This is a genomic window from Sphingomonas alpina (genome assembly GCF_014490665.1).
GTDB classification, from domain to species: domain Bacteria; phylum Pseudomonadota; class Alphaproteobacteria; order Sphingomonadales; family Sphingomonadaceae; genus Sphingomonas; species Sphingomonas alpina.
In genome coordinates, this window is the sequence record NZ_CP061038.1 from 3,906,285 (window position 1) to 3,929,167 (window position 22,883).

Genomic DNA, 22,883 nt, shown 5'->3' on the forward strand with positions numbered 1-22,883 from the left:
GCAGTCGCGCGCACGCAGGCCGTGGCGATCGCCGCTCAGCTCGACTTGATCGATTCGGCCGTGTCGCGGCTCATCCTATTGGCCCGCGAAGCCTAACAGTGCCGCAACCTCGAACAGGATCAATTCGAGCACCTTAACCAACCAAATTCAGTTGGAATACGGCACACACTCGCTTCGGCGCACCAAGGCGTCCACGCACGTTGATATGAAATAAGTTGTTGGTGATCTCCGGCAGGCGCGCCATCTCTGGCGCGCCCGTCCAGCAGCAAGATCTCAGAAATTAAAGGACGCGCGAACCCCGCCATAACGCCGAAAATCACGCGGCAGATTGCTCTGGATAGCCTGGGCATTGCCCTGGTTTCCGTACGAGTTGTTCATGTTGAAGAAATACTGCTTGTCGAAGGCATTGTTCACGAACGCCACGACTTCCCATTTTTTGTCATGGTCGCGCACGCCAAGCGACAGATTCAGGATGCCATAGCCCTTCTGGATCGTCTCGGGATCGTTGTTGATCCCAAAATTGAATTTGCTCTGATAGTTGAAGGCAGCCTGCACGACGCCGTCCAGTGAGGAGGTGAGCGCGGGCGTATAGTCGCCGCTGAGCGAAAGCTTCCATTCCGGTGCCTGTGCGGGGCGGTAGCCCGCGAGATTCTGTCGAGCCGGGCTGCCGACGCAACCCTGGGCGGCGCTCTGCCCCGGATAGCATTGCCCAAACGGGAAGGAGAGGATCTTCGCATCAGTATAGGTAACGCCGCCCGAGAAATTCAGGTCGTCGCCAGCGCGCACCGAGCCCTCGATCTCGACGCCCCGTGTGCGCAGCTTGCCGACGTTCGCCAGGCGGAAATTGATCGTGCCGTCCGAAAGCGTCTCGATGCCCTGCGCCTGGAAATCGTCGAACGTCGTGTTGAACAGCGTCGCGTTCAGCGTCACCCGGCGGTCGGCGAACTGGGTCTTGAGGCCGAGCTGCCAATCCTTGGAGGTTTCCGGACGGACCGGCACCAGGCGCGTCGCATTGAAGCCAGTCCCGACGTCATAGGCTTCGCCCTTGTGACCGGTGGCGTAAGTGAAGAACGCCATGATGTCGGGGGTGAACTTCTGCTGGATGCCGAGCTTGTAGGTTTCATATGTTTCCGGGTTGTCGCCCGCGAAATAGGGTCGGGCACCCGTCCGGTCCTGGAAAGTCACATAGATCTTGTTACGGCCGACACGCGCGCCGCCGATGAGCGTGGTGCCCTCGATGATGTCGTACTCGAGCTGACCGAAAGCGGCGTATTGCTTGTTGCCGTTGGTGGCGTACCAGTTCGCGACCGAGAAGAAGGGACCGCGGACGAAATCGCGCGTCACATCAAGATCCGAATAGAACAGGCCGAAGGTATAGCGGAACGGCTGAGTCCCCGGTGACACCAGCCGCAGTTCCTGTGAGAAGGAATGCACGTTGAAAGTGCCGGCCTGAGTGTTGTCGAGGGCGGCGATCGCCGACTCATCCTGGTCGAGAATATCGAACTGCTTGAAATGGTCCCACGCCGTGATCGACACGAGCGAGGCGAAACCGAGATCGAGAGAGCCGCGCAACGACTGGCTGAAGTCGGTATAGTCCGTGCCCGACGTGACGTTGTTGACGACGTCGGTACTGTCCTCGCCGAACGTCACACCGGGGGCGAATACCGAAGGACCATAGGCAGCGTTACCGCGCAGCCGGGCCGCCGGAGAAACGCGAATGAACGGGCGCCCGATCGTCGTGTGGCCGTCGATATAGCCGACCTGCGCCGTGAAATTCAGCGTATCGGTCGGCTTCCAGACCAGCTTGCCACGGAGCGAAAGAATCTCGCGCCCGTTGACCTTATCCCCGTTGAACAGGTTGCGGACATTGCCCTTGAAATTGTCGTAGTTCGCGCTGACGCGGAAGCCCAGCGTCGGCGAGATCGGTCCCGACAAGGAACCGCTGAGTCCGTATTCGCTATCCGTCGTGGCCAGGCCGCTGATCCGGCCGCTCAACTCGGAGGTCGGCCCTTGGGTCACGATATTCAGCAGGCCCGCCGATGCTGCGCGCCCATAGAGCGTGCTCTGCGGTCCGCGAAGAACCTCGATCCGTTCGATATCCGAAAGGTCGGCGAAGGCACGTGCAAGAAACTGCACCGGGACGTCATCGATCTGGACCGCAACGCTCGGTTCGACGCTGGGCGAGAAGGCGAAGGTGCCGATACCACGGATCGATATCGACGCGTTCACCGGGTGTTCGGCCGACCGGACGAGCAGCGATGGCGCGGCGCGGGTCAGTTCGGAGAATTCCCGGATTCCCTGCGCTTCCAGCGTCTGGCCGCTGATGACCTGCACGGCGAGGGGAATGTCCTGGACGCGTTCCTCGCGCTTCTGCGCGGTGACCACGATATCTTCGCCCGTGGCGGTGCTCGGGTCGGTTGTCGAAGCTCCAGCCTGTTCGGAAGACGCGTCCTGCGCAAGAGCCTGGCCCCCGCCCGCGAATACGAGACCGGTCGCGAGCAGCGCGCGCGCCACTGCCGTGGTGTTGAGCAATTTCATGGATTCCTTCCCCTCCCGCGATGAATGCCGAGTCTTTTTGACTTCGAACAGCGCTGTAACTCGCAAGGCCGCATGATGCAATAGTTGTATGATAAGTTTAGAACGAGAGGTTAACGCAGGACTATGCTCATCCCGGATATCGCTAGCTAAGTGCGCCTCTCCCTGCTTGTCGCGAATATCTGCACAGGAAATCGACGCAATCCGAACCGGCCGAATGCCCGACGTTGTAATACAAATTATAAATCGCAGTGCGTCAGCTCAGCTGACAAATGTCCACCACGTTCATGTCGTTATAATCGAGATTCTCTCCCGCCATCGCCCAGATGAAACTATAAGCGCGGGTTCCCGCGCCCATATGAACCGACCAGGGCGGCGAGATCACGACCTCCTCGTTGGCCATGACGATATGCCGCAACGCGTCAGGTTCACCCATATAGTGGAAGACCCGGTCGTCCTCCGGCAAATCGAAGTAGAGATAGATTTCCGAGCGCCGTTCATGGACGTGCGGCGGCATGGTGTTCCACACGCTGCCGGGCTTGAGGATCGTCATGCCCAGGCACAGCGAAGCGCTGGCGCAGGTGTGCGGCAGGATCAACTGGTAGATGCTGCGCTCGTTCGCTGTCTCCAGGCTGCCGCGCTCCATCGGTACCACATCGGAAAGCGCGAGCTTGTGCAGTGTAAGCGCGCGATGCGCGGGCACGCTCAGCAAGTAGTAGCGAGCGCCATCGCCGGCAAACGTCACCTCGGCTGCGTTCATCGGGATATACAGCGCCTCGCGCTGCGCAAGTTCGAGCGCCTGCCCGTCCACGGTTACTGTGCCCGCGCTCGCGCCGATATTGACCACGCTCATCTCGCGCCGCTCGAGCAGCGGGCGCCCGGCATCGCTGGGGGGCTCGGAACGCACCGGCAGCGCAAGCGGACCACCCGCGGGCACGGCGCCACCGATGATGAAACGCTCACCGTGCGAATAGTTGAGGATGATTTCGCCCGGCCGGAACAGGTCGCTCACGAGATAGCGGTCACGCAGGTCTTCATTGCTGGCACCCGCCATCATGTCCGGATGGGTGGCATAATAGGTCTTTTGAAACACCGAATTCTCCAGTGATGTCAGAGCGCGGCTACGGCCGTGGCCGCCAGCAGAAAGGCGCCGACGCCGTAGAATTGGGTGTCGCTCGCTTCCACGCGCTCCGGCTGGTCGCTCACCTGCTGTACCCAGCCGAGACGCCCGTCCGGCTGGATCGCGCGCGTCAGCGCCGTCCAGCCGCGGCGAACCACTGGCTCATATTCGCGGCGGTCGAGCAGCCCCGCCTTGATTCCCCAGGCTATGCCATAGGTGTAGAAACCGGTGCCGCTGGATTCGGGTGGCGAATCCTCGGGCGCCAGCAGCGACGGTGCCCAATAACCGTCGGGCTTCTGCAGTGTCTTCAGCTTTGCCGCCATTTCGCGGAACAGCTTCTCCATCCGGGTGCGATCGGCGCTGCCCGGCGCCAGCAGCGGGATGATTCGCGGCATGCTGGCGAATACCCAGCCATTCCCGCGGCTCCAGAACTGCTTGCGGCTCTTGTCGTCGCGGCGCCCGAAGAAGCGGCTGTCGCGATAGAAGAGGTGCTCGGCCGGATCGAACAGGAAATCGGTTGTCGCCCAATATTCCTGCATCGCATAGTCGCGGAAACGGCGGTCGCCGGTCTGACGGGACAGTTCGACCATCGCCGGCGGCGCCATGAACAGCGCGTCGCACCAGCACCAGCGCGTCAGGCACTCGGTGTCGTCATAACCCGAGGGCGGCTGGTAGAAGGCCAGCGTCACCCGGGGCTTGTGCGTGACGATATAGTCGAACGCCTTGCGCGTCGGCGCCAGCGCGGCCGCGCCCGCGCCGTGCTGCGCCGCCCATAGATAGGATTGGGTGATGACCAGATCATCGGCGTGAAAGGGTCGGCGTGCCGGCAGCCATTGATTGGCCCGGCCCATGTCGAGGATTGCCTGACGGATCTCAGGCCGCTTTCCGGCATCGGCCAGCGCGGTCATGCCGATCCAGAACACTGCCTGTTCCCAGGCGCGCGGATTGCGCGTCTCGGTCGTGATGCGCGACACATGCGTCGCATCCGCCATCCGGGCGAGCTGCCATTTGGCGAGCTTGGTTGCGGTTTCGATCGCCTCCCGTGCCGCGGGTTGGGCGCTCCGGGGAGACGCTTGAGCAAAGGCCGGCGCGGCCAGGAGTTGCGCAAGCGCAAGCGCGGCGAGCGGACGCAGGATCATGGACGGTCCTCGATTAGGGGGGGCGGGGTGGCGCCGGGGTTGACGGGAATCAACCTTGGGCTGAGCAGATGGAGTGCGGCGAGCGCGACGAAATAGGCGCCGCCCGCAACCGCGAATACCAGCGCGTAGCTACCCGAAACGTCGAGCACATAACCGATGAACTTGGCGATCAGCATGCCGCCGATCGCACCTGCCGTGCCGCCGATGCCGACAACCGATCCGACCGCGGCGCGCGGGAAGATATCGGAGGGCAAGGTCAGCAGATTGGCGGAGAAAGCCTGGTGCCCTGCCGTCGCCAGCCCGATCAGCAATACCGCGACCCACAGCGAATCGACATATTGCACAGTAACGATCGGCAACACCGCTACCGCGCAGGCGAGCATGGTGAATTTGCGCGCGCGGTTCGGCGTCAGGCCGGCCTTGATCATCCGCGACGAGGCCCAGCCGCCGATCACGCTACCCGCGTCCGACAGGACATAGATCACCACCAGCGGCGGGCCGAAGCTTCTGAGGTCGAGCCCGTAGCGCCGGCCGAGAAAGTCGGGCAGCCAGAACAGGAACATCCACCAGATCGGGTCGGTCAGGAACTTCGGCACCGCATAGGCCCAGGTTTCGCGCACCGCGAACAGCCGGCGCCATGGCAGGCGTTCGACCGACGGCTCGGGGTCGCTGCGGATCAGCGCGAGTTCCTCGGCGCTCACCCGGTCATGTTTTTCCGGCGCGCGGTAGATCGCGATCCAGGCGACCAGCCAGACAATGCTGAGCAGGCCCGTCGCCACGAATGCGAAGCGCCAGCCATAAGCCAGCGCCACGGCGGGAATGAGCAGCGGCGTGACGATCGCGCCGACATTGGCGCCGGCGTTGAAGATGCCGATCGCCAGCGCGCGTTCGCGCTGCGGAAACCATTCGGCCACGGCCTTGAGCCCGGCGGGGAAATTGCCGGATTCGCCGAGGCCAAGCGCGAAGCGAACCATCGCGAACTGGGCAACGCTATGGACTAGCCCGTGCGCGACATGGGCCAGCGTCCAGAAGGCGAACGCGGCGGCATAGCCGAAACGTGCGCCGGCAAAGTCCATGAACCGGCCCATGCCGATATAACCGAGCGCATAGGCCGCCTGGAACCAGAACACGATGTCGGCATATTGCCCCTCACTCCAGCCGAGATCGGACTGAAGCAGCGGCTTGAGCACGCCGATCATCTGTCGATCGATATAGTTGATCGCCGTCGCGGCGAAGAGCAGGCCGCAGATCACCCAACGATAACCACGGGCCCGGCGGGCGGCGCCGGCAACGATCGCGTCGCTCTCGCCGCTCATGCCGCGCCTCGCCGGAAACCGCAGCTGGATGCGCGTGCCGAATCCAGCACAGCCATTGCTCTTTGCATAATCCCTCCGCCGCAAACCTGCTGCTCGCTTATGAAGTTATCATACAACCTTAGCGTTTGTCGTCAACGCATGGCTACAAACGACGTTGATCAGGCCGACCGGTCGCGAACCCGCGCACTGGCGCTCAGCATTGAGTGCCGGCTGAGGCTCTCCTGCATATGGTGGCGCGCCGCTTCGCGTGCCCGCTGCGGATCCATGCGGACAATCGCATCGACGATCGCGTCATGTTCGCCGCGCACCTTTGCGACATAGGCTTGGTGCGCCTCGTCGGGCTGGTCGCGCAGATAGAGATTGCGCGGCGGGACCAGCCGCAAGCCAAGGAAATCAACCAGCCGGACATAATAGTCATTCTGCGTCGCGCGGGCGATGGCGAGGTGGAATGCCGAATCCGCCTTGGCCGCAGCGATCGGGTCGCCACTCTGCTCATTCATGTGGTGCAGCGCTTCCTGGATCCCGCCGATGTCCGCGGTCGTGCGCCGGGCGGCGGCAAGGCCCGCCATTTCGGTCTCCACCGCGAGTCGCATCTCGAGCAGCTTGATCACATCGGCCAGTTCGTTGAGTTCGTCCCTGGTGATCTGGAAGGCGCGATATTCTGCGGTATCCGCGACGAACACGCCCGAACCCTGGCGCGAAACCGTCAGGCCCTGCGCGCTGAGCCGGGCCACCGCCTCGCGCACCACGGTCCGGCTCACATTCTCGGTAAGGGCGATTTCCTTCTGGGTTGGCAGGCGCGAGCCCGGCGCGAGCCCGCCCGAGCGAATCTGCGCTTCGAGTTTCGCGAACACATCGTCGGTGAGCGACGAAGTTCGTGCCATATCTTCGCCGATGATGTCCCCCTCCACTGACCGGGCTCCGATGACTCGACTTGTCATACGAATCTCCAAATTGTAAGCTGGCTCTATCATCAATGGCCAAGCCAGTCGATCCGGCGAAACGAACCGGGGGAGGAAAAGAACAATGCGCTCGGTTTGGCTGTTCACCGCCTCCCTGCTCACCGTTACGCCTGTCGGGCTGGCGGCGCAAAATGCTCCCGTGCTGCCAATTCAGCCTCAGATTTCTACCGAGCGTCCGGACTGGGAGAATCCAGCGGTCTTCGCGCGCGGCAAGGAACCGGCCCGCGCCACCAGCTTTCCGTTCGAGAGCCGCGCCAAGGCGATTGCGGGGCATCGCACCAAATCCGATCGCTTCCTTCTGCTCAGCGGGCCGTGGAAATTCGCTTTCTCGCCCAATGCCGACAAATTGCCGGCTGGCTTCGAGAAGCCAGGTTACGACGTCTCCGGCTGGAAGGAGATCAAGGTCCCGGCCGACTGGCAGGCCGAGGGTTATGACCAGCCGCGCTACAACAACATCACCTATCCCTTCCCCGCCAATCGCCCGCTGATCCCGCACGCGACCAATCCGGTCGGTTCCTATCGCCGCGACGTGGAGGTGCCCGCCCACTGGTCGGGCGAGGATATCATCCTTCATATCGGCGCTGCGGGATCGGCCTATTATGTGTGGGTCAATGGCGAGAAGGTCGGCTATTCCGAGGATTCGAAACTCCCTTCCGAGTTCAACGTCAGCCGCTTCTTTCATCCCGGCCGGAACGTCGTCGCGATCCAGGTCTTTCGCTGGTCCGACGGCTCCTATCTGGAGGATCAGGATTTCTGGCGCGTGTCGGGGATCGAGCGCGAAGTCTTTCTGATGGCTGCGCCGAAAACGCGGATACGCGACTTCTTCGTCCATGCCGGGCTCGACAAGAGCTACCGGCAAGGCAGGCTCACGGTCGATCTGGCGGTCACCGCCGGCGCCGCGACCACCGCCCGCGCGGTGTTGCTCGATGGCGATCGCCAGGTGCTCGACGTCTCGCACAAGGTCGCACCCGGCACCGCCGAGCGCAGCATCACGCTCAACGGCACGCTGCCGAACGTCCGCGCCTGGACCGCCGAGACGCCCAATCTCTACATGCTGCTGGTCGAACTCTACGACGCCAACGGGCGGATCATCCAGTCGACCTATAGCCGGATCGGGTTCCGCAGCGTCGCGATCCGGGACGGGCTGGTTACCGTCAACGGCAAGCCGATCACGATCCGCGGCGTCAATCGCCACGAGCATGATCCCGAGACGTTCCACACCGTCTCGCTCGAGACGATGGAGCATGACGTGCAGTTGATGAAACGCGCGAACATCAACGCGATCCGCACGTCGCATTACCCCAATGATCCACGGCTCTACGATCTTGCCGACAAATACGGCCTGTATGTGATGGACGAGGCCAATATCGAGAGCCACGGCTATATGGACTGGGCCAACAAGCATCCCGAGCTTCGCGGCAAATATCAGATCGGTTTCGATCCCGCCTGGGAAGCGGCGCATGTCACTCGCGTCACCAACATGGTCGAGCGCGACAAGAATCATCCCTCGATCATTTTCTGGTCACTGGGCAACGAGGCGGGGATCGGCCCGACCTTCAACAAAGCGGCCGCGGCCGTGAAGGCGCGCGATCCGGACCGGCTGCTCAGCTATCTTGGCTGGGGCACCTGGCCCGGGCTCCCCGACCATCGGCCGAACGACTATGCGGACATTTATGCGCCAATGTACGACAGCGTCGAACGGATGGTCGATTATGCCGAGAACTGGTCGTTCCGCCAGCCGCTGATCCAATGCGAATATGCCCATATGCAGGGCAATTCGGGCGGCAATCTGAAGGAATATTGGGACGCGATCTACGCGCATCCGGACAAGCTGCAGGGCGGCTTCATCTGGGATTGGGTCGATCAGTCGATGTACCGTTATACCGCCGAGGGAAAACGCTATTGGGGCACTGGCGGCGAATATGGCCCGAACCCGGGCGGCGACATCGAATTCGGCGACGGGCTGTACCAATCCGACCGTACGCCCAACCCGCAGCTGTTCGAGCTGCGCAAGGTCTATTCGCCGATCCAGTTCGCCGGCTTCGATATCGCGAGCGGCGCAGTGAAGATCGTCAATCGCTACGACTTCGCCGATCTGTCGGGTTATGATTTCGGCTACGACGTGCTGGAGGACGGCGTTTCCGTCGCCAGGGGCGACTTCAGTGCGCCGTTGGTGCCCGCGCATGGCCACGCAATCGCAAAACTGTCCTTGCCGCCTTTCGCGCGCAAACCGGGCGCCGACTATGTGCTGACCGTCACCGCCCGCGCCAGGGCGGGAACGATCCCCGCGGTCGATACCGGGGCGGTGATCGGCTGGGAGCAGTTCGAGCTGGGCCGCGAGCCGGTGGAGACTCCGCCCGCTTCAGGCGCGGTCGCGCTGACCGATCGTGGCGGCAAGCTAAGCCTTTCCGCCGGCGGCACCGAATTGGTGGTCGATCGCAAGACCGGCCTGGTCGATCGCTATACCGCAAATGGTGCCCTGCTGCTTCAGGGCGGCGCACCGAATTTCTACCGCGCGCTGATCGACAATGACATCGGCACTGGCATTGAGCAGACCCATGGCGTCTGGAAACAGGCATCCGCAGCGCGCGTCGTGCAGGGCATCGAAGCTCGCAAGCTCGGCACGGACGGCGCCGAAGTCACGGTGCGTTTTGCTATGGGCGATGGCGCGGCGACATTCGTCTCGCGCTACCGGATGGCGGGCGATGGCTCGGTGTGGGTCGAAGGTGCGTTCACGCCGCTCAAAGCCGGCCTGCCCGATCCGTTGCGTGTGGGCATGGCCTTCACCATGCCCGCCGTCATCGACACGCTCGAATGGTATGGCCGCGGTCCGCACGAAACCTATCAGGACCGCAAGACCGGCGCACCGCTTGGCCTGTGGCGCGGGCTGATCGCCGACCAATATCATGACTATATGCGGCCGCAGGAAAGCGGCAACAAAGTGGATGTCCGCTGGATGGAACTGCTGCGGCCCGGGACGGGCGGCCTGCGCGTTACGGGCGATGCGCCGCTTTCGATGAATGCGCTCGCCTTTCCCTATGACGATCTTTCTCGCCGTCCGCCGGGCACGCGCCGCAGCACCGATATCGTGCCGCATGACGCGGTGTCGTTGATGGTCGATGCCGTCCAGTCCGGTGTGGGCGGCGACAATAGCTGGGATGCGGGCGGCCGGCCGTTGCCCAAATACCGCGTCGCGCTGAAGCCGCTGACCTATCGGTTTCGGCTGACTCCCTTTGCCGGAAACGGCACCAACGCCGCGCGTGCCACGCCAGTCAATGCCGGAGCCCTGCAATGAATCGTCACTTCGCTTTGGTCGCGGCCGCGACCCTGTTTGCCGGCACCGCGCTGGCACAGGATGTGCCGGGCACCGCGCAACTGCCGCCGGTCGAGAAACCGTTGCCGCCGACGCCGGACAAGACGCCGCGCGCGGCGGTGTTGCTCGCCGACTATCGCTATGACGATCTGCTGTGGGAAAACGACAAGACCGCGCACCGCATTTACGGCCACGCGCTCGAAGCGGCCGAGCCGCCCTCGGGGTCGGGCATCGACAGCTGGGGCAAGAATGTTGCCTGGCCCTTCGCCGATCGCCAGCTCCGCTCGGGCGACCAGCATCAGTTCCACGGCGAGGGCCTGGATTTCTACAATGTCGGCACTGGCCGCGGCGCTGGCGGGCTGGGCATCTGGCACGATAACAAGCTGTGGACGTCGCGCAATTATCGCAACTACCGGATCCTCCGCAACGGTCCCGATGTCGCCGATTTCGAAGTCGACTATGCGCCGTGGCCGATCGACGTGACCCGGACGGTCCGGGAGACACGGCGCTTCACGCTGCCGCTCGGCACGCACTTCACGCGCATGGTCTCGACGCTTCGTTCGGACAAGCCGGGCGCGCTCGTTGTCGGCATCGGCATCGGCAAGCGCACCACCGGCGATGGCGGTGACCTCACCGTCGATCGCGCCAAGGGCCTGCTTTCCTGGTGGGGGCCGGACGATCCCCATCACGGCCGGATGATGATCGCGCTGCGGGTCGATCCGGCGACCATCGTCGAGATCAGGAACGACGCCGATAATTACCTCGTCCTGCTGAAGGAAATGCCCGGCAAGCCGTTCGTCTATTATTCCGGTTCGGCCTGGAGCCTGGGCCAGGACGGGTTCCGGACCCGTGCCGAATGGGACCGCGCGGTCGCCGCCGAGCCGGTCGACTTCGCCGTGCCGAAAACGCGCTGAGCCAATCCCAACACACGGAACCGCAGATCATGGAACGACGCAACTTCCTCGCCTCGGCGCTCGGCGCCGGCACGCTTGCCACCATATCGACAGCATCCGCACAGGCGAAGAGCCGGTCGTCCGCGGTGTCGGGGAGCGGCGTCGCCGATCGCGCCTACATGGTTGATCTTTTGGCGAAAATGGCCAGCCCCGTGCTGGCGCCGATGTCGCAGGGCAGGCTGCAGACGGTGTTCAAACCCGAACTCAGCCCCACCTGGGATGGCCGCAATCCGAAGGTCGCCTATCTCGAATGTTTCGGCCGCCTGATCGCCGGCATCGCACCATGGCTCGCGCTGCCTGATGACGCGTCGCCCGAGGGTAAGCTGCGCGCAACGCTACGCGACCAGGCCGTGGCGAGCTACGCCCATTCGGTCGATCCCGCGAGCCCGGACTATCTGCTGTGGCGCGAGTCGGCGCAGGCGCTGGTCGATTCAGCTTATTACACCAATGCCTTCATGCGCGCGCCGCAGCTTTGGAAGGCGCTCGACGCGACCACCAAGAAACGCGTGATCGACGAGATCAAGGGCGCCCGCCACTTCTCCCCGCCTTACACCAACTGGCTGCTCTTCGCGGCGATGAACGAAGCGTTTCTGCTCTCGATCGGCGAGGATTGGGATCCGGTCCGCATCGATCTGGCGGTACGCAAGGTCAATGAATGGTATGTCGGCGATGGCTGGTATGCGGATGGCCCGCGCTTCCATTTCGACCATTACGGATCCTATGTGATCCATCCGATGCTGGTCGAGATACTGGAAGTGCTCGTCGCGACCGGCGCCAAGTTCAACAGTCTCGACGCCAAGGCGCTGCTTGATCAGGCCTATAAGCGCATGCGGCGTTATGGCGAACATCTGGAACGGCTCATCGCACCCGATGGCAGCTACGCACCGATCGGCCGGTCGCTGACCTATCGCACCGCGGTGTTCCAGCCGCTTGGCCTGCTCAGCTGGCGCAAACAGCTCCCGCCTTCGCTACCCGAGGGCCAGGTGCGCGCAGCGACCCTGGCGGCGCAGCGGGCGGTATTCGGGTTCGACTCCAACTTCGATGACAAGGGCTATCTGACGATCGGCTTCACCGGACACCAGCCGAAGCTGGGCGACTGGTATTCGAACGCCGGCAGCATGTATATCGCATCGGAAAGCCTGATCCCGCTCGGCCTGCCGGCTGACGACAGCTATTGGAGCAGCCCCGCTGCCAGCTGGACCAGCAGGAAAGCGTTTGCCGGGCAGGATTTTCCGAAGGATTATTATGTAGACTACTGACGCCAACATCCAACGTTAGCCCTCAGGCCGCTTTGGACCGAGAAGCCTCAACACCAACCGATCGCCCAAGTAATCCAGCGATGATTGCCGCGCGGCTTTCCGAGTTAGGGCGGATCGCAATCGCAATTTACGCACCGCCAACTAGCCTAGCACCGAAGAAGCGCTTGCGTTATATAGGCTCAGACACCCAACGGTCTTCTGACAAAAGGGCTTCAATTGTGCCTACTTCGGAAAAATATCCGGCATTCGTCGCCATATCTCGTGCTCGCACGATAAGTCGCTGCGCTCCCGGTCGCCCCATCATCAACATCGATTGTCCCAATCGAGCCATGGCCGGGACTTTTAAGATTTCCGCACCGTAGCGAGTAGCTATCTGCAACGCGCGTTGTGCCGCTTCAGCCGCTAGCCGATGTTCACCACCTTGGATGAGCAACTGTGCGCGCGCCAGCTGGATCCGGCCGGACAGCCGCGGCATGCCCATCTTGCGGGCATAGTCTTCAAGTTCAGAGAGAGCGCGCAATATCTGCAGTTTCTCAGCAACGTCGCCCTTGCCACCCAATCGGTCGATCCGCGCGACAGCGATGCCCAACCTGGCCAGCGCGCGAATATCTTCGTGTCCGCCGTTCGCTGCCAACTCGCGCGCGCCCACGAGCATCGCGATCGCCGTGTCGATATGATCGCTGCTCTTACGCCTTACGAGGTCTGCGTGATGGATCTGGAAGATCGCGGCTGCTCGCGAACGGCCAATCCCGTTCAGCCAGTTAAAGGCGTGCTCGAACTGCTTCTCGGCATCAACCAAGTTTCCGCGGAAAGCCTTCACGTAACCGCGGTACCCATGCGCTATCAGATGGATCGGGTCGGTCTCCACGCGATCGAGCTCGATCTTTCGCAGAAGTTTGTCCGCTGCGGCGACATCGCCCGCCTCGATCCAGGCCAGCGCCAGATTCAATCCAATCCGCGCGTGTAGCGCACCCCATTTCCCGGCCTCGACCAATTGCGTGGCGGCAAGGTTTGCGCGGATCAGCAATTGCAGGGCGTCATCGATCCTTCCCGACGCCAAGCTGAGAACGCCGCACTCGTTGAACAACCAGACAATCTCCTCAGCGTGGAAGGTGTTGAGTTCCTTGTTCGATTCCTTGTCGTCCGTATCCAGCGTGGCGGCTTTGCGAAGGAGCCACCGGACGCGGAGACGATGCGCCTCGAAATACCCCATTTCCGGGGCGGCCATGCCCTGTTCCTCATAGGTATCGAAGCGGGATACGACGCCGACCGAATAGATCGAGCGCAACGCGCCATAAGCAGCGCGGAGCCGGCTGCGCCTGATTTTCAAATTCGACGGATGATGCGCCGTTCCGGAATATGCGGAGTCGAGCTTGTCCGGAAACGGAGACGCTGAAAACGGACGCTCGTACCCCGCCAATTGCTCGACCATCGCGCGAACGCGGCGATGACCATCGGCGCTAGGCTTCGGCAGTTCGTTCGGCTGCGTAGCATAAAGCGAGACGGTCAACTGATCGACATCCGCGAAATCGATCGCCGGCGAATTGAACCGAAGGTAGACGTGGCGGCGAACCGTCTTATGCGCGGCGAAGCGGTGGAACTGCCGGCCCTTCATCTTGACCTCGTCGCCCTTGGGGACGATCCGAAATACTAGGCAGCGGTGGACCAGCAGATCCATCACGTTGAGCACCAACAACCGGTGGAAGGCCTGAAGATAAAGGTCGAGATTTTCGCCCGGGTATTTCTCCAGAAGTCCGCTCAACAATTGCTTGGCGATGCGTTCGATCGAGCCGTGGACTGTGCCGATGCCCAGCAGAACGGTTACGTCGACAGGCTGACCGATCAGCGACATCGCGACCAGCATTTCCTCCTGAGCGACGTAGAGAAGCTTGTGATCGATCTTAATCAGCTCGTCGACAAAATCCGCCAGGAGCGCGTCGCTTAATCCCGAGGCTCCGACGATCCAGTCCGCCTCGTTCTTCCAGTCGCTGTCCTCTCCCCTGGTCGGAACAGCGGGTCTGTACGGCCACGCAGTAAGCCGCTTGCCCATGCTGCTCAGCATGTCGGTCTGGTAGACGCCGAGGATGTGCTCGATGACGATGTCCGACCTCTTGTCAGGCTCGATTCCCGAGGTGGTCAGTTTGAGCCGCGTGAGCAGATCGACAACGGGCGCGAGATTGACCACGCCCTCGGGAAAATCCGGCCAGCGCCGGGCGATCATGTCGTCGATTGCCGCGAACAACGCGGTCATAGCATAGCGGTTATGCCCGGTGATCGTGCCAATCGTGTCGAACATATCTGCAGCCGGCCTGATCTTCTCATGACGGCCCGGCTGGATTGCAATATTCCAGGCATCGGTGAGTTTCTGCTCCGGGTCCGCGATTCTCCCGACGCTGCGGACATCGCTCGGCGCTTCGCCTTCCCTTGCGTCATCCTGGATATAGGAATGGAGAAAGTACAGCAGCGAGCGATCAACTGATCCATCCTCGTAATGCTGGACGACTTGGCGAAAAGACAAGTCCGTCGCATCGGCGATCCTCGGCCTGATCTGGTTCTGGTCCTTGAAAACCGAATTGATCGCCAGTTGTATTTTCGAAATCTCATCTGCACCGGGCGCCGCACCGTCTTCGCGCGGAATGGGAATATGTTTCCGGTCTTTGTATCGCGCCAGATCACCGCTGCGGCATTGCTCTGTCAGGAACGCGACCTGTGTGTCCTCGAACCGTTCGCGCGTCCCTTGCTGCTCGCCCAACAGGCAGAGTGCGACGGCTGCGCGTGTAAAGAAGCGCGCGGCGATCGCGACCGGACTGATCGGATCGAGCAGGTAGATGAAATAGCCGCTGGCGGTCGGCTTCTCGCTGGCCCTGATCCCGGCCGCTTCCAGCCGCCCCTCCAACTCAAGCATACGCGCTTTGGAAAGATTGTCGGGAACGAGCCACTGGCACTTGATTCGCGCGTCAGGCAAGGTTCCGGGAACGCGTTTCTTGGACTTGCGGCGCAAGTTGATCGGCGCGAAACGCTCGTTCATCATCATGATGAAATCGATTGGCGCCGCGGCATATTCCTCGTCGGTGAGCAGCTTGTAGAGTTCCTGGGCCTGGGCATTTTTCGGGCGCCCATCCCGGTTGAACAAGGCGCTGAAATGATCGAACACGACGATGGTCGGCTTTAACGCATCCGCATGCTCAACCATCATCGACAGCGCAAATTTCAGTCGCTCAATCCGATTTCCCGCCAGCGATTTGATGTGCTGCCCAATCCGGGGATCCCGATCGCCAGCAAACCGCAACACGATCTGTTCAAGCAGATAAGCGAGCCGATCGAACACCGAGATCACTTCGTGCGACATGCCGATATTGAAAAAGGCAGAGTTGATTCCCGAAACCTCCTCCTCGTCGATCTCGCCCAGATCGTCGGGTTTGAGATGACCGAGCCAAAGGCAGAGCTTTCTGAAGCGCTCCTCGTTACGCATCGCGTTGAACACCTGGCCTCGTCCAACGCCGCGACCGCCGAGCATGAAGATCATGCGCCGCCCCGATCGCACTGAATGCTTAGGCATTTGTTCAAGCGAAGCGCGCAGCGAAGGGAAGATATGCGATGGCGAACCCGAGAAATATCGGTCGGTCACAGGTGCCCCCATGTCCCGTGCGAACTTCTCCCATTTGATCTTGCCGTCAGGGTGCCGGAACCCGCCATATTCCTGAAACGCTGCGTTCGGATCGGGATAGACCTTCAGCAATGTCCGGTGCCGGGAGGCCCGGAGATGCGAGGCCTGCTCGTTTTCCAGAGGTTTACTATTGTCCCACCTGACCAGCACGTCCAGCGCGCCAACCCCTTCCGGCTCGCGCGTGCGGGGCGCGCAACTCCAGCGGTCCTTCCATGCCTTGCGCTCATCGACCAGGCGGCGAAGCCGGGCGTTGAGAAAATTCGAGAGCGCCATATTGAGCAAGGCCGAGGTCAGGATACGTCCCGCGGCGCGGCGTCGGTCTCGATCTTCGGACGTTATATCGCCTGTCCCAAGCTCGTGTATTTCGCACAGGATGCACCGGGCCAACCTGGCGATCTTCGAGATAACGCTCGTGAATTCGGGGCGCCCCTCTATCGCCGTGATCGGCCACGCCGTATCATCGCCGATGCTCGGTGAGATCCAACGGCGCTTGAATATTTCACGCAATTTGAGCCTAGATCCTGGCCGCTTGCCGAACACGATCGCCAAAGCCCTGTCCAAGTCCGCGACATTGCCCTCAGGATCGGCGGTCAGCTTCCTGATGGTGGATTTGTCGTTGGCGTCGTCACCGGCGCCTTCGAACTTGAAATATTCATAGGCGAAATCCTGGATGACGGAGAGCGCCCGCAGCAACGGCAGGTCCCTGATTTCCTTCTTGCCCGCGGCGTTGTGAAATGGCTGCTGCGCCGTGCCGTAGAGTAGCGTGTAGATGCCGTACTCGGACAACGCGACCATACGCTGCCGGATGTCCTTGTCGCCCTCCTTGTGGGGCAGAAGGGCGACCGCGGGCCGCTCGATGATGCGCGAGACTTCGTCCGAATAGGCGCGCAGGGGTCGCAGGATGTCGGGTTCGGTCATGCCGAGGCCGAGGAAAAGCAAGGGATTTCCGTTGAAGATCTGGCGCATCGCATCGTCAGTCTGCGCCTGGGGCTCGTCGTCGCGTGCATATCGTTCGCGATAGTCGCGCTGGCTGAGCACTAGCAGCGATTCCTGTTTGCGCGCGCGACCATGGATGTGCAGCGACTGGATACGCGAATCCTTCCGGTCCGCGCCATATTCGAACATATAGGCTGAAGCGCCGGGCTCGCATGCTATGACGTCGGCGCGACGCGCCACCGCATCGATATAGGTGGTGCGGGTGGCCGGAGGACGCGCCGGCCGCCCGGCGTCGGCTGGCACCGGCGCAATATCCTCCTGATAGGTCTCCTTGAACCCGCGCGCTTCGAGCAAACGGTCAAGCTCGTCGTCATAATTGGTGGTAAGGAAGCGCTTGATTTCCAGTTCTTCGGTCAGGATCGCATAGGGATCCTGTTTGACCGACATCGCGGCGCGGTCAGCCCGAATTTGCTCTTCAAGCGCTGTTTTCGTGGCATTCTTCGTCTCTTTTTCGGCGCCACGCACCGTCGATACGATCTTGCTGCTCCAAGCTACGATGCTTGTGACTGCTGAGCTTGCCGGGAGCATTTCGATCCAGGCTTCGATGATATCATAGACATTCGGGTCGTCGTCATCCGTCCGCTTTCGACCATTGCTCTCGCCCGCAGGCACGCCGAGGAACAACGACAAAGCTTGCTCAAGGGCCGGACTCCCGGTGGGCGGAGGCAGGTTGTTCTGAAGCGAAAGGTCGTCGTTGCGCGCGTAAAAGCTTCGGCTCACGAGCTTGATGATAGTCTCTTCGTCTTCCGAACGCGGGTCCTCTGAAAACTCCAACATAGCGCGAAACGCCTTGAGCTCCTTGAGTTCTGCAGCATTAGAAGGCTGCCGGACCTCCAGCCGCCGCAATGCCAGCACCACGCGGCCCCGATTGTCGCGCAATTGCCATTTGAGGCGGCTTCGGAGCAGCTGCGAGGCCTTTATTAGCTCCTCACGAACGCTGAAGACCTCGCCCATCTTCTGGCGTTCGAAAACCAGCCAAGCGCCCAACAGATTCTCGCAGATTTCAAACGCCGTCGGATATTGCGCGGTCGAGATCTGAAGCGGCCGCTCACAAAGACCGAAACGATTGAAGGTCTTCCAGTATCGGTCGAGTGGATGATCCCATGGACAATCATTGGTAACCGCTTCTGGCAACCTACTCCTGACATAATCCGCCGTGTCGATCAGCAGGTCGGTCCAGGATGGCTGCCCATAAGCCTTGGACATTCCGGATCCAATTACTGCAATCAGGCGGTTCGAATTCAGCCCACGCGCGATCTGCGCGATTCCGTGCTGTTCGGTCAGGTCTGAATCGAGCGACTGAGTCAGCAAATCCTCAGCATAAACCCAATCGCCAAGAGACTCCTTTATCGTGTCGTGCATGCAGAAAAGGCCCCCTCCCTATTTATTATATCCTGCCAGATTACCTTCAGTTGTCCATGCTCTTGTGGCCTCGTTGTGGCTGAGGACTGGAATTCCATCATAAATTATGCGCACCGTCTTACCGGCGTGGAAATTCCGTCATGAACACACCTAGCGAGACTTGCACGCCTCCCGATTGCATGAATTCAACGCGCCTGGGCTGTCGGGGATCGAGCAGACCGCGATCATCGTTGAAATCCGCCTCGCATTGGCCGAGTATTGCGCTCGCCATGGTTCGGATCTCTGGGGGCTATATCACCATAGAGAAGGTAGAAGAGCTTAGTTTAAGCGAACCGGCCCGCAGAAAGGCGGGGGGGCAGGCCGGCCTATTCACCGTTCACCGCATCCTCCCAGAAGCGCGCGGAATCGGAAGGCCACTGTCATCGGCTGGACACCTGGGTTCGTGTCCTGAATTTTCAGGGCCCGCCGCGCTTCCCGCCCACGCCGCCAAGGTCCGCTCGGCTGCCCCCGCTCGATTCGCATCGCTGTCTGGCGCGGTCATATCGGCTCTCCAGCGTGGGCAGGGCGCATCGCGCCACTGATAAAGGTCCATCCGGCCTGCCATTTGAATCGAACAGCGCATGATGACCGCCCGCATTTCCCGATTGTCCCGCAAGCGCCCCGCGAAACTCCCGTGTGGATCCATCAAACCTCGCACAACTGCGGGAGTTTGCCGCCGCGGCGCTCACTTAGTGTCCAGGCGCGTCACTCTCAGCCTCGCGGCGTGCGCACCCAGCTCAATATCTCGATCCTATAGCCTTCCGGATCATTGAACATGAAGGCGTGGATCGATCGCCGCGCATCGATCCGAGTGGTCTTGCGTTCCTCGACGATGCGAATTCCCTGCGCGCGAACACGGTCATACCAACGGTCGATCGCCCCCGTGCCATCAACCACCATCGTCACCATCACCGGCTTTTCCCCGGACGGGCGCAGCGCGCCGCCTGTCGCATTGACCAGCCCGATCGTCGCGGTGGAGGTCAGCGGAAACAGCCGCACCCAGTCGGGAGTCGAGTCGGGCGCGCGGCCGAGCAGCCGCTCATAAAACCGTGCCGCGGCGGGCAGGTCCTTATAGTAGAGAAAGGTGATCTGCCCCCGAAGCGCGGGCGCCGGCTCGCGTCCGCGCGCTACCACCGGCGATGTGCAGCAAAGCGCCGCCAGCGCCATTGCCCAACTCAGTTTTCGCATCCCGCTCTCCACAATTAATATGCTTTTTCATATGAAATCATTTGACACTTATCCAGCGCAATCTAAGCTTCGGCCACTGAGAATGCGATGGGGAGAGGCCTGGCCATGGATGAGAAAATGACTACGAGCCGGCGCGAGGCGCTGGGATTTGCGTCATTCGCGGTGGCGGCAATGACGATCGGTACACCCGTGGCGGCGGCCTCGGGCGGCGCGGCGGCGCGTTCTGCCCGCCCCACGGCGGAAGAACTGGAGCGCGCCAAGCGGCTCTATGGCGGCGAGTTCGGCGGCGGCAACGGGGGAGCGCGCTGACATGGCGATCTTTGAAGTCGAAAGCTGGTTCCCGCTCCAAGGCAAGGAAGCCGAGCATGACGCGGCGATGAAGGATTTCCTGCAATGGGTAAATGCGCATCGCAGCCTCTTCAAGGAATGGAAGAGCCTGCGCTATTTCATCCGCGAGATCGCCGGCTCCAGCAGCGGCCGGCATTTCATCGTCTGGGAATATGACGATCTGGCGAGTTTCGAGGCGTACAAGAAACGCCGCCGCGATTATCCCGGCCCCTTTGCCGAATATAAGCTCCACGACCCCTATCATCTGGGGGTGATGGACCATCGCAATATGGAACTCGAAATCTGGTACGAGGATCATCGCGCGCTTTGGCTGACCTGATCCGACTCAACCGACATTATCGCCCGCCGCACGGATGCGGCGGGCGGCCACATCGCGACATAGGGAGATGACGAATGGCTGACGCCGTGGTGGCAAGCCGCAAGCCCTTCTACAAGGAACTGCAAGCTGGGCGCAGCTATCTCTGGTGCGCCTGCGGCCGATCGAAGCGGCAACCCTTTTGCGACGGGCGTTCGCATGAGGGGACCGGGATCGATCCGGTCAAATACACCGCCGCCGTCGACCGCGAGGAAGTGTTGTTCTGCGGCTGCAAACAGACCGCGACGCCGCCCTTTTGCGACGGCGCGCACAGCAATCTTCCCGGTGGCTATGCCGATGAAGCCGAAATCGTCGAAGACCTGCCCTGGGCGGAGAGCGACGCGGCAGGTGTCCGCGTGCTTGACGGACATTGCTATGTCATCCGTGCCGATGCGACGCGCCCGGCCGATGCGCCCGATTGGTGGTGCCGCACGATCGTCTCGACCGACATGGGCGCGCAGCATCAGGCGCAATTCTATGCTGAGCTGACCAGCGGCCGCTCGCCCGTCCTGGCCTCCGCCGCCGGTGACGTGGTGCTCTGGGTGGTTGGCGGCGCGGGTGAAGTGGAGATTTCGGGTCGGGGCTTTGCCATCGCCTGCGATACCGGCGTCTATGTTCGCGCGGGCGAAGCGTTCCGCTTCACGCAATCGGGCACCGCGACGCTGGCCGTGCACATCCATGCCTGCCCCGCGACTCAGATGCTCGATACGCTCGATACGATGCCGGGTAATTTCGACACCGCCTGGCCCGACCGGCTTGCCAGCGTCGATGAAAGCCAGCGGCACGCCATGGGGCCGCGCTATTTCCAGCTTCTGGTCGACAAACGGGTGGGATCGACCACCGCGACTCAATTCATTGGCCATATCCCGCAATCACGCGCGGAAATGCACCGGCATCTGTATGAGGAGGCACTCGTCATCCTGTCGGGCGATGGCGTTATCTGGAATGATGGCGCGCGAGCGCGCGTGGCGGCGGGGGACGTGATCTTCTTCCCGCGCAAGCACCGTCATTCGCTGCAATGCACCGCGACCGATGGCATGAATGTGGTCGGACTTATTCACCCGGGCGACAATCCCGGCATCAATTATTGAATCCGGTCACCGAACGGCGAACGGATGGAAAGGAGGAGGCGACCGGGCGGTCGCCTCCTCCTTTTTGCTCATGCGGCGGCAAGCGTCGCGATGTCGCGGCACAGCCCGCTCGCGACCAGTGCCACAACGAAGCGGTCGACTTCGGCTTCGATGTTATAGGCATGGAAGCCGGCGCGGATGTTGCCGTCGCGGCACGACACCACCATGTCGCGTTCGGCCAGATAGGCTACCAGCGCCATCTCATCGCGTGCGGGGATGGCGATCATCGGCCCGCGCAGCGCGTCCTGGTCGGGCGTGACCACCGCAATGTCCGCCTCGCGCAGCCGATCGAGCGCATAGCGTGTGAGGCCGCGGACCCGTGCTTCGATCGCATCGACGCCGGTCGCCAGGATCAGATCGAGCCCTGCCCGGGCGCTGTACAGGCTGGGAACGGGCGGCGTCCCGGCCTGAAAGCGCCGCGCATCGGGGCTGGGATCGTTGGCGAAGATATCCATCGCATTGATATCGGCCTGGGCAAACCAGCCCGAAGTTCCCGGCAGGAGGGTGGTGGTTAGCGCCGCGCGCGCCCAGAGGAAACCGCTACCCGCCGAACCCAGCAGATATTTGAGCATGCCGCCGACGCAGAAATCGACCCCCAGCGACTGGACGTCGATCCGCTCGGTGCCGATCGACTGATAGCAATCGAGAATCACCAGCGCGCCACGCTCATGCGCGATCCGTGCGATCTCGCGGATCGTCTCGGCGGGTAGCTTTGCGCCATGCCGGTAACAGACGTGCGACAGCGTGACGATCGCAGTGTGCTCGTCGATCGCCGCATCGAAATGCGCGACGGGGATGGTGCGGTCGACCGCCTCTGCGACATGGACCACCTGCGCACCGCGCTTTTCCTGCGCATGCCAGATCTGCGCGCTGGTCGGGAATTCGTAATTGCTCACCACCGCCTTTCGCCGGGCGCCAAAATCGATGCAGCTTGCCACGGCGTTGATCCCCGCCGATGCCGATGCCGTGACGGCCACGTCGCGCGGGGACGCGCCAAGCAGCCGGGCCACGCGATCGCGCACCTCACCTTCCAGGCCGACCCATCCGCCCCAATCGGCCCCATGTTCGGTGCGATTGTCGAGATAATGGGTCATCCCTGCACGAACGCTATTCGCCAGCAATCCGTAAGAGCCGCTGTTCAGATAAAGCTTTGTCTCAACCGTCGGAAATTGCGCGCGGAAATCGGCAAAGGCGGCCATGG

The 22,883-nt window shown here is 62.0% G+C and carries 14 protein-coding genes; 6 read left to right on the top strand and 8 right to left on the bottom strand.

Features of this window, described 5'->3' with window-relative positions:
* Positions 1 to 273: 273 nt before the first annotated feature.
* The 5 genes from H3Z74_RS18145 to H3Z74_RS18165 form a co-directional block, all read right to left on the bottom strand.
* Positions 274 to 2,538 (bottom strand): TonB-dependent receptor, encoded by a 2,265-nt coding sequence (locus H3Z74_RS18145; RefSeq protein WP_187760976.1) that lies wholly within the window; start codon positions 2,536 to 2,538, stop codon positions 274 to 276.
* 253 nt (positions 2,539 to 2,791) lie between these two features.
* Positions 2,792 to 3,628: a 5-dehydro-4-deoxy-D-glucuronate isomerase gene (gene kduI, locus H3Z74_RS18150; protein WP_187760977.1), complete on the bottom strand. Its 837-nt coding sequence runs from the start codon at positions 3,626 to 3,628 to the stop codon at positions 2,792 to 2,794.
* 17 nt (positions 3,629 to 3,645) lie between these two features.
* Positions 3,646 to 4,794 carry a glycoside hydrolase family 88/105 protein gene (locus tag H3Z74_RS18155; protein ID WP_187760978.1) on the bottom strand — a complete coding sequence of 383 codons (1,149 nt, stop codon included), beginning with the start codon at positions 4,792 to 4,794 and terminating at the stop codon, positions 3,646 to 3,648.
* The gene (locus tag H3Z74_RS18160) at positions 4,791 to 6,110 is read right to left on the bottom strand and encodes an MFS transporter (RefSeq protein WP_187760979.1); all 1,320 of its coding nucleotides are present in this window, start codon (positions 6,108 to 6,110) and stop codon (positions 4,791 to 4,793) included. The genes H3Z74_RS18155 and H3Z74_RS18160 overlap by 4 nt, the downstream gene beginning before the upstream one ends.
* A 158-nt stretch (positions 6,111 to 6,268) precedes the next feature.
* The gene (locus H3Z74_RS18165) at positions 6,269 to 7,051 is read right to left on the bottom strand and encodes a FadR/GntR family transcriptional regulator (RefSeq protein WP_187760980.1); all 783 of its coding nucleotides are present in this window, start codon (positions 7,049 to 7,051) and stop codon (positions 6,269 to 6,271) included.
* A gap of 85 nt (positions 7,052 to 7,136) precedes the next feature.
* On the opposite strand from H3Z74_RS18165, the gene H3Z74_RS18170 reads away from it, so the two are divergent.
* From H3Z74_RS18170 to H3Z74_RS18180, 3 genes are read left to right on the top strand one after another with little or no spacing between them, the layout of a single operon-like run.
* A complete protein-coding gene (locus H3Z74_RS18170; RefSeq protein WP_187760981.1) occupies positions 7,137 to 10,367 on the top strand; it encodes a glycoside hydrolase family 2 TIM barrel-domain containing protein in 3,231 nt (1,076 codons plus the stop codon).
* Positions 10,364 to 11,299, top strand: coding sequence for a DUF4861 family protein (locus H3Z74_RS18175; protein ID WP_187760982.1), 936 nt, complete (start codon positions 10,364 to 10,366; stop codon positions 11,297 to 11,299). Before H3Z74_RS18170 ends, H3Z74_RS18175 begins: the two co-directional genes overlap by 4 nt.
* A gap of 29 nt (positions 11,300 to 11,328) precedes the next feature.
* Positions 11,329 to 12,597, top strand: a complete 1,269-nt coding sequence (locus H3Z74_RS18180; RefSeq protein ID WP_187760983.1) for a DUF2264 domain-containing protein — start codon at positions 11,329 to 11,331, stop codon at positions 12,595 to 12,597.
* A gap of 169 nt (positions 12,598 to 12,766) precedes the next feature.
* Here the strand turns inward: H3Z74_RS18180 and H3Z74_RS18185 are convergent, their stop codons facing one another.
* The gene (locus tag H3Z74_RS18185; RefSeq protein ID WP_187760984.1) at positions 12,767 to 18,622 is read right to left on the bottom strand and encodes an SIR2 family protein; all 5,856 of its coding nucleotides are present in this window, start codon (positions 18,620 to 18,622) and stop codon (positions 12,767 to 12,769) included.
* A 750-nt stretch (positions 18,623 to 19,372) separates the two neighbouring features.
* Entirely contained in the window at positions 19,373 to 19,849 is a 477-nt protein-coding gene (locus tag H3Z74_RS18190) for a VOC family protein (RefSeq protein ID WP_187760985.1), read from the bottom strand.
* 117 nt (positions 19,850 to 19,966) lie between these two features.
* On the opposite strand from H3Z74_RS18190, the gene H3Z74_RS18195 reads away from it, so the two are divergent.
* The 3 genes from H3Z74_RS18195 (at position 19,967) to H3Z74_RS18205 (ending at position 21,643) form a co-directional block, all read left to right on the top strand.
* The gene (locus H3Z74_RS18195; RefSeq protein WP_187760986.1) at positions 19,967 to 20,158 is read left to right on the top strand and encodes a hypothetical protein; all 192 of its coding nucleotides are present in this window, start codon (positions 19,967 to 19,969) and stop codon (positions 20,156 to 20,158) included.
* Between the two features lies 1 nt (position 20,159).
* Positions 20,160 to 20,516 carry a hypothetical protein gene (locus tag H3Z74_RS18200; protein WP_187760987.1) on the top strand — a complete coding sequence of 119 codons (357 nt, stop codon included), beginning with the start codon at positions 20,160 to 20,162 and terminating at the stop codon, positions 20,514 to 20,516.
* Between the two features lie 74 nt (positions 20,517 to 20,590).
* Positions 20,591 to 21,643 (top strand): cupin domain-containing protein, encoded by a 1,053-nt coding sequence (locus tag H3Z74_RS18205; RefSeq protein WP_187760988.1) that lies wholly within the window; start codon positions 20,591 to 20,593, stop codon positions 21,641 to 21,643.
* A gap of 68 nt (positions 21,644 to 21,711) precedes the next feature.
* Here H3Z74_RS18205 and H3Z74_RS18210 read toward each other — a convergent pair whose 3' ends face one another.
* Positions 21,712 to 22,881, bottom strand: a complete 1,170-nt coding sequence (locus H3Z74_RS18210; RefSeq protein ID WP_187760989.1) for an aminotransferase class V-fold PLP-dependent enzyme — start codon at positions 22,879 to 22,881, stop codon at positions 21,712 to 21,714.
* Positions 22,882 to 22,883: the final 2 nt, after the last annotated feature.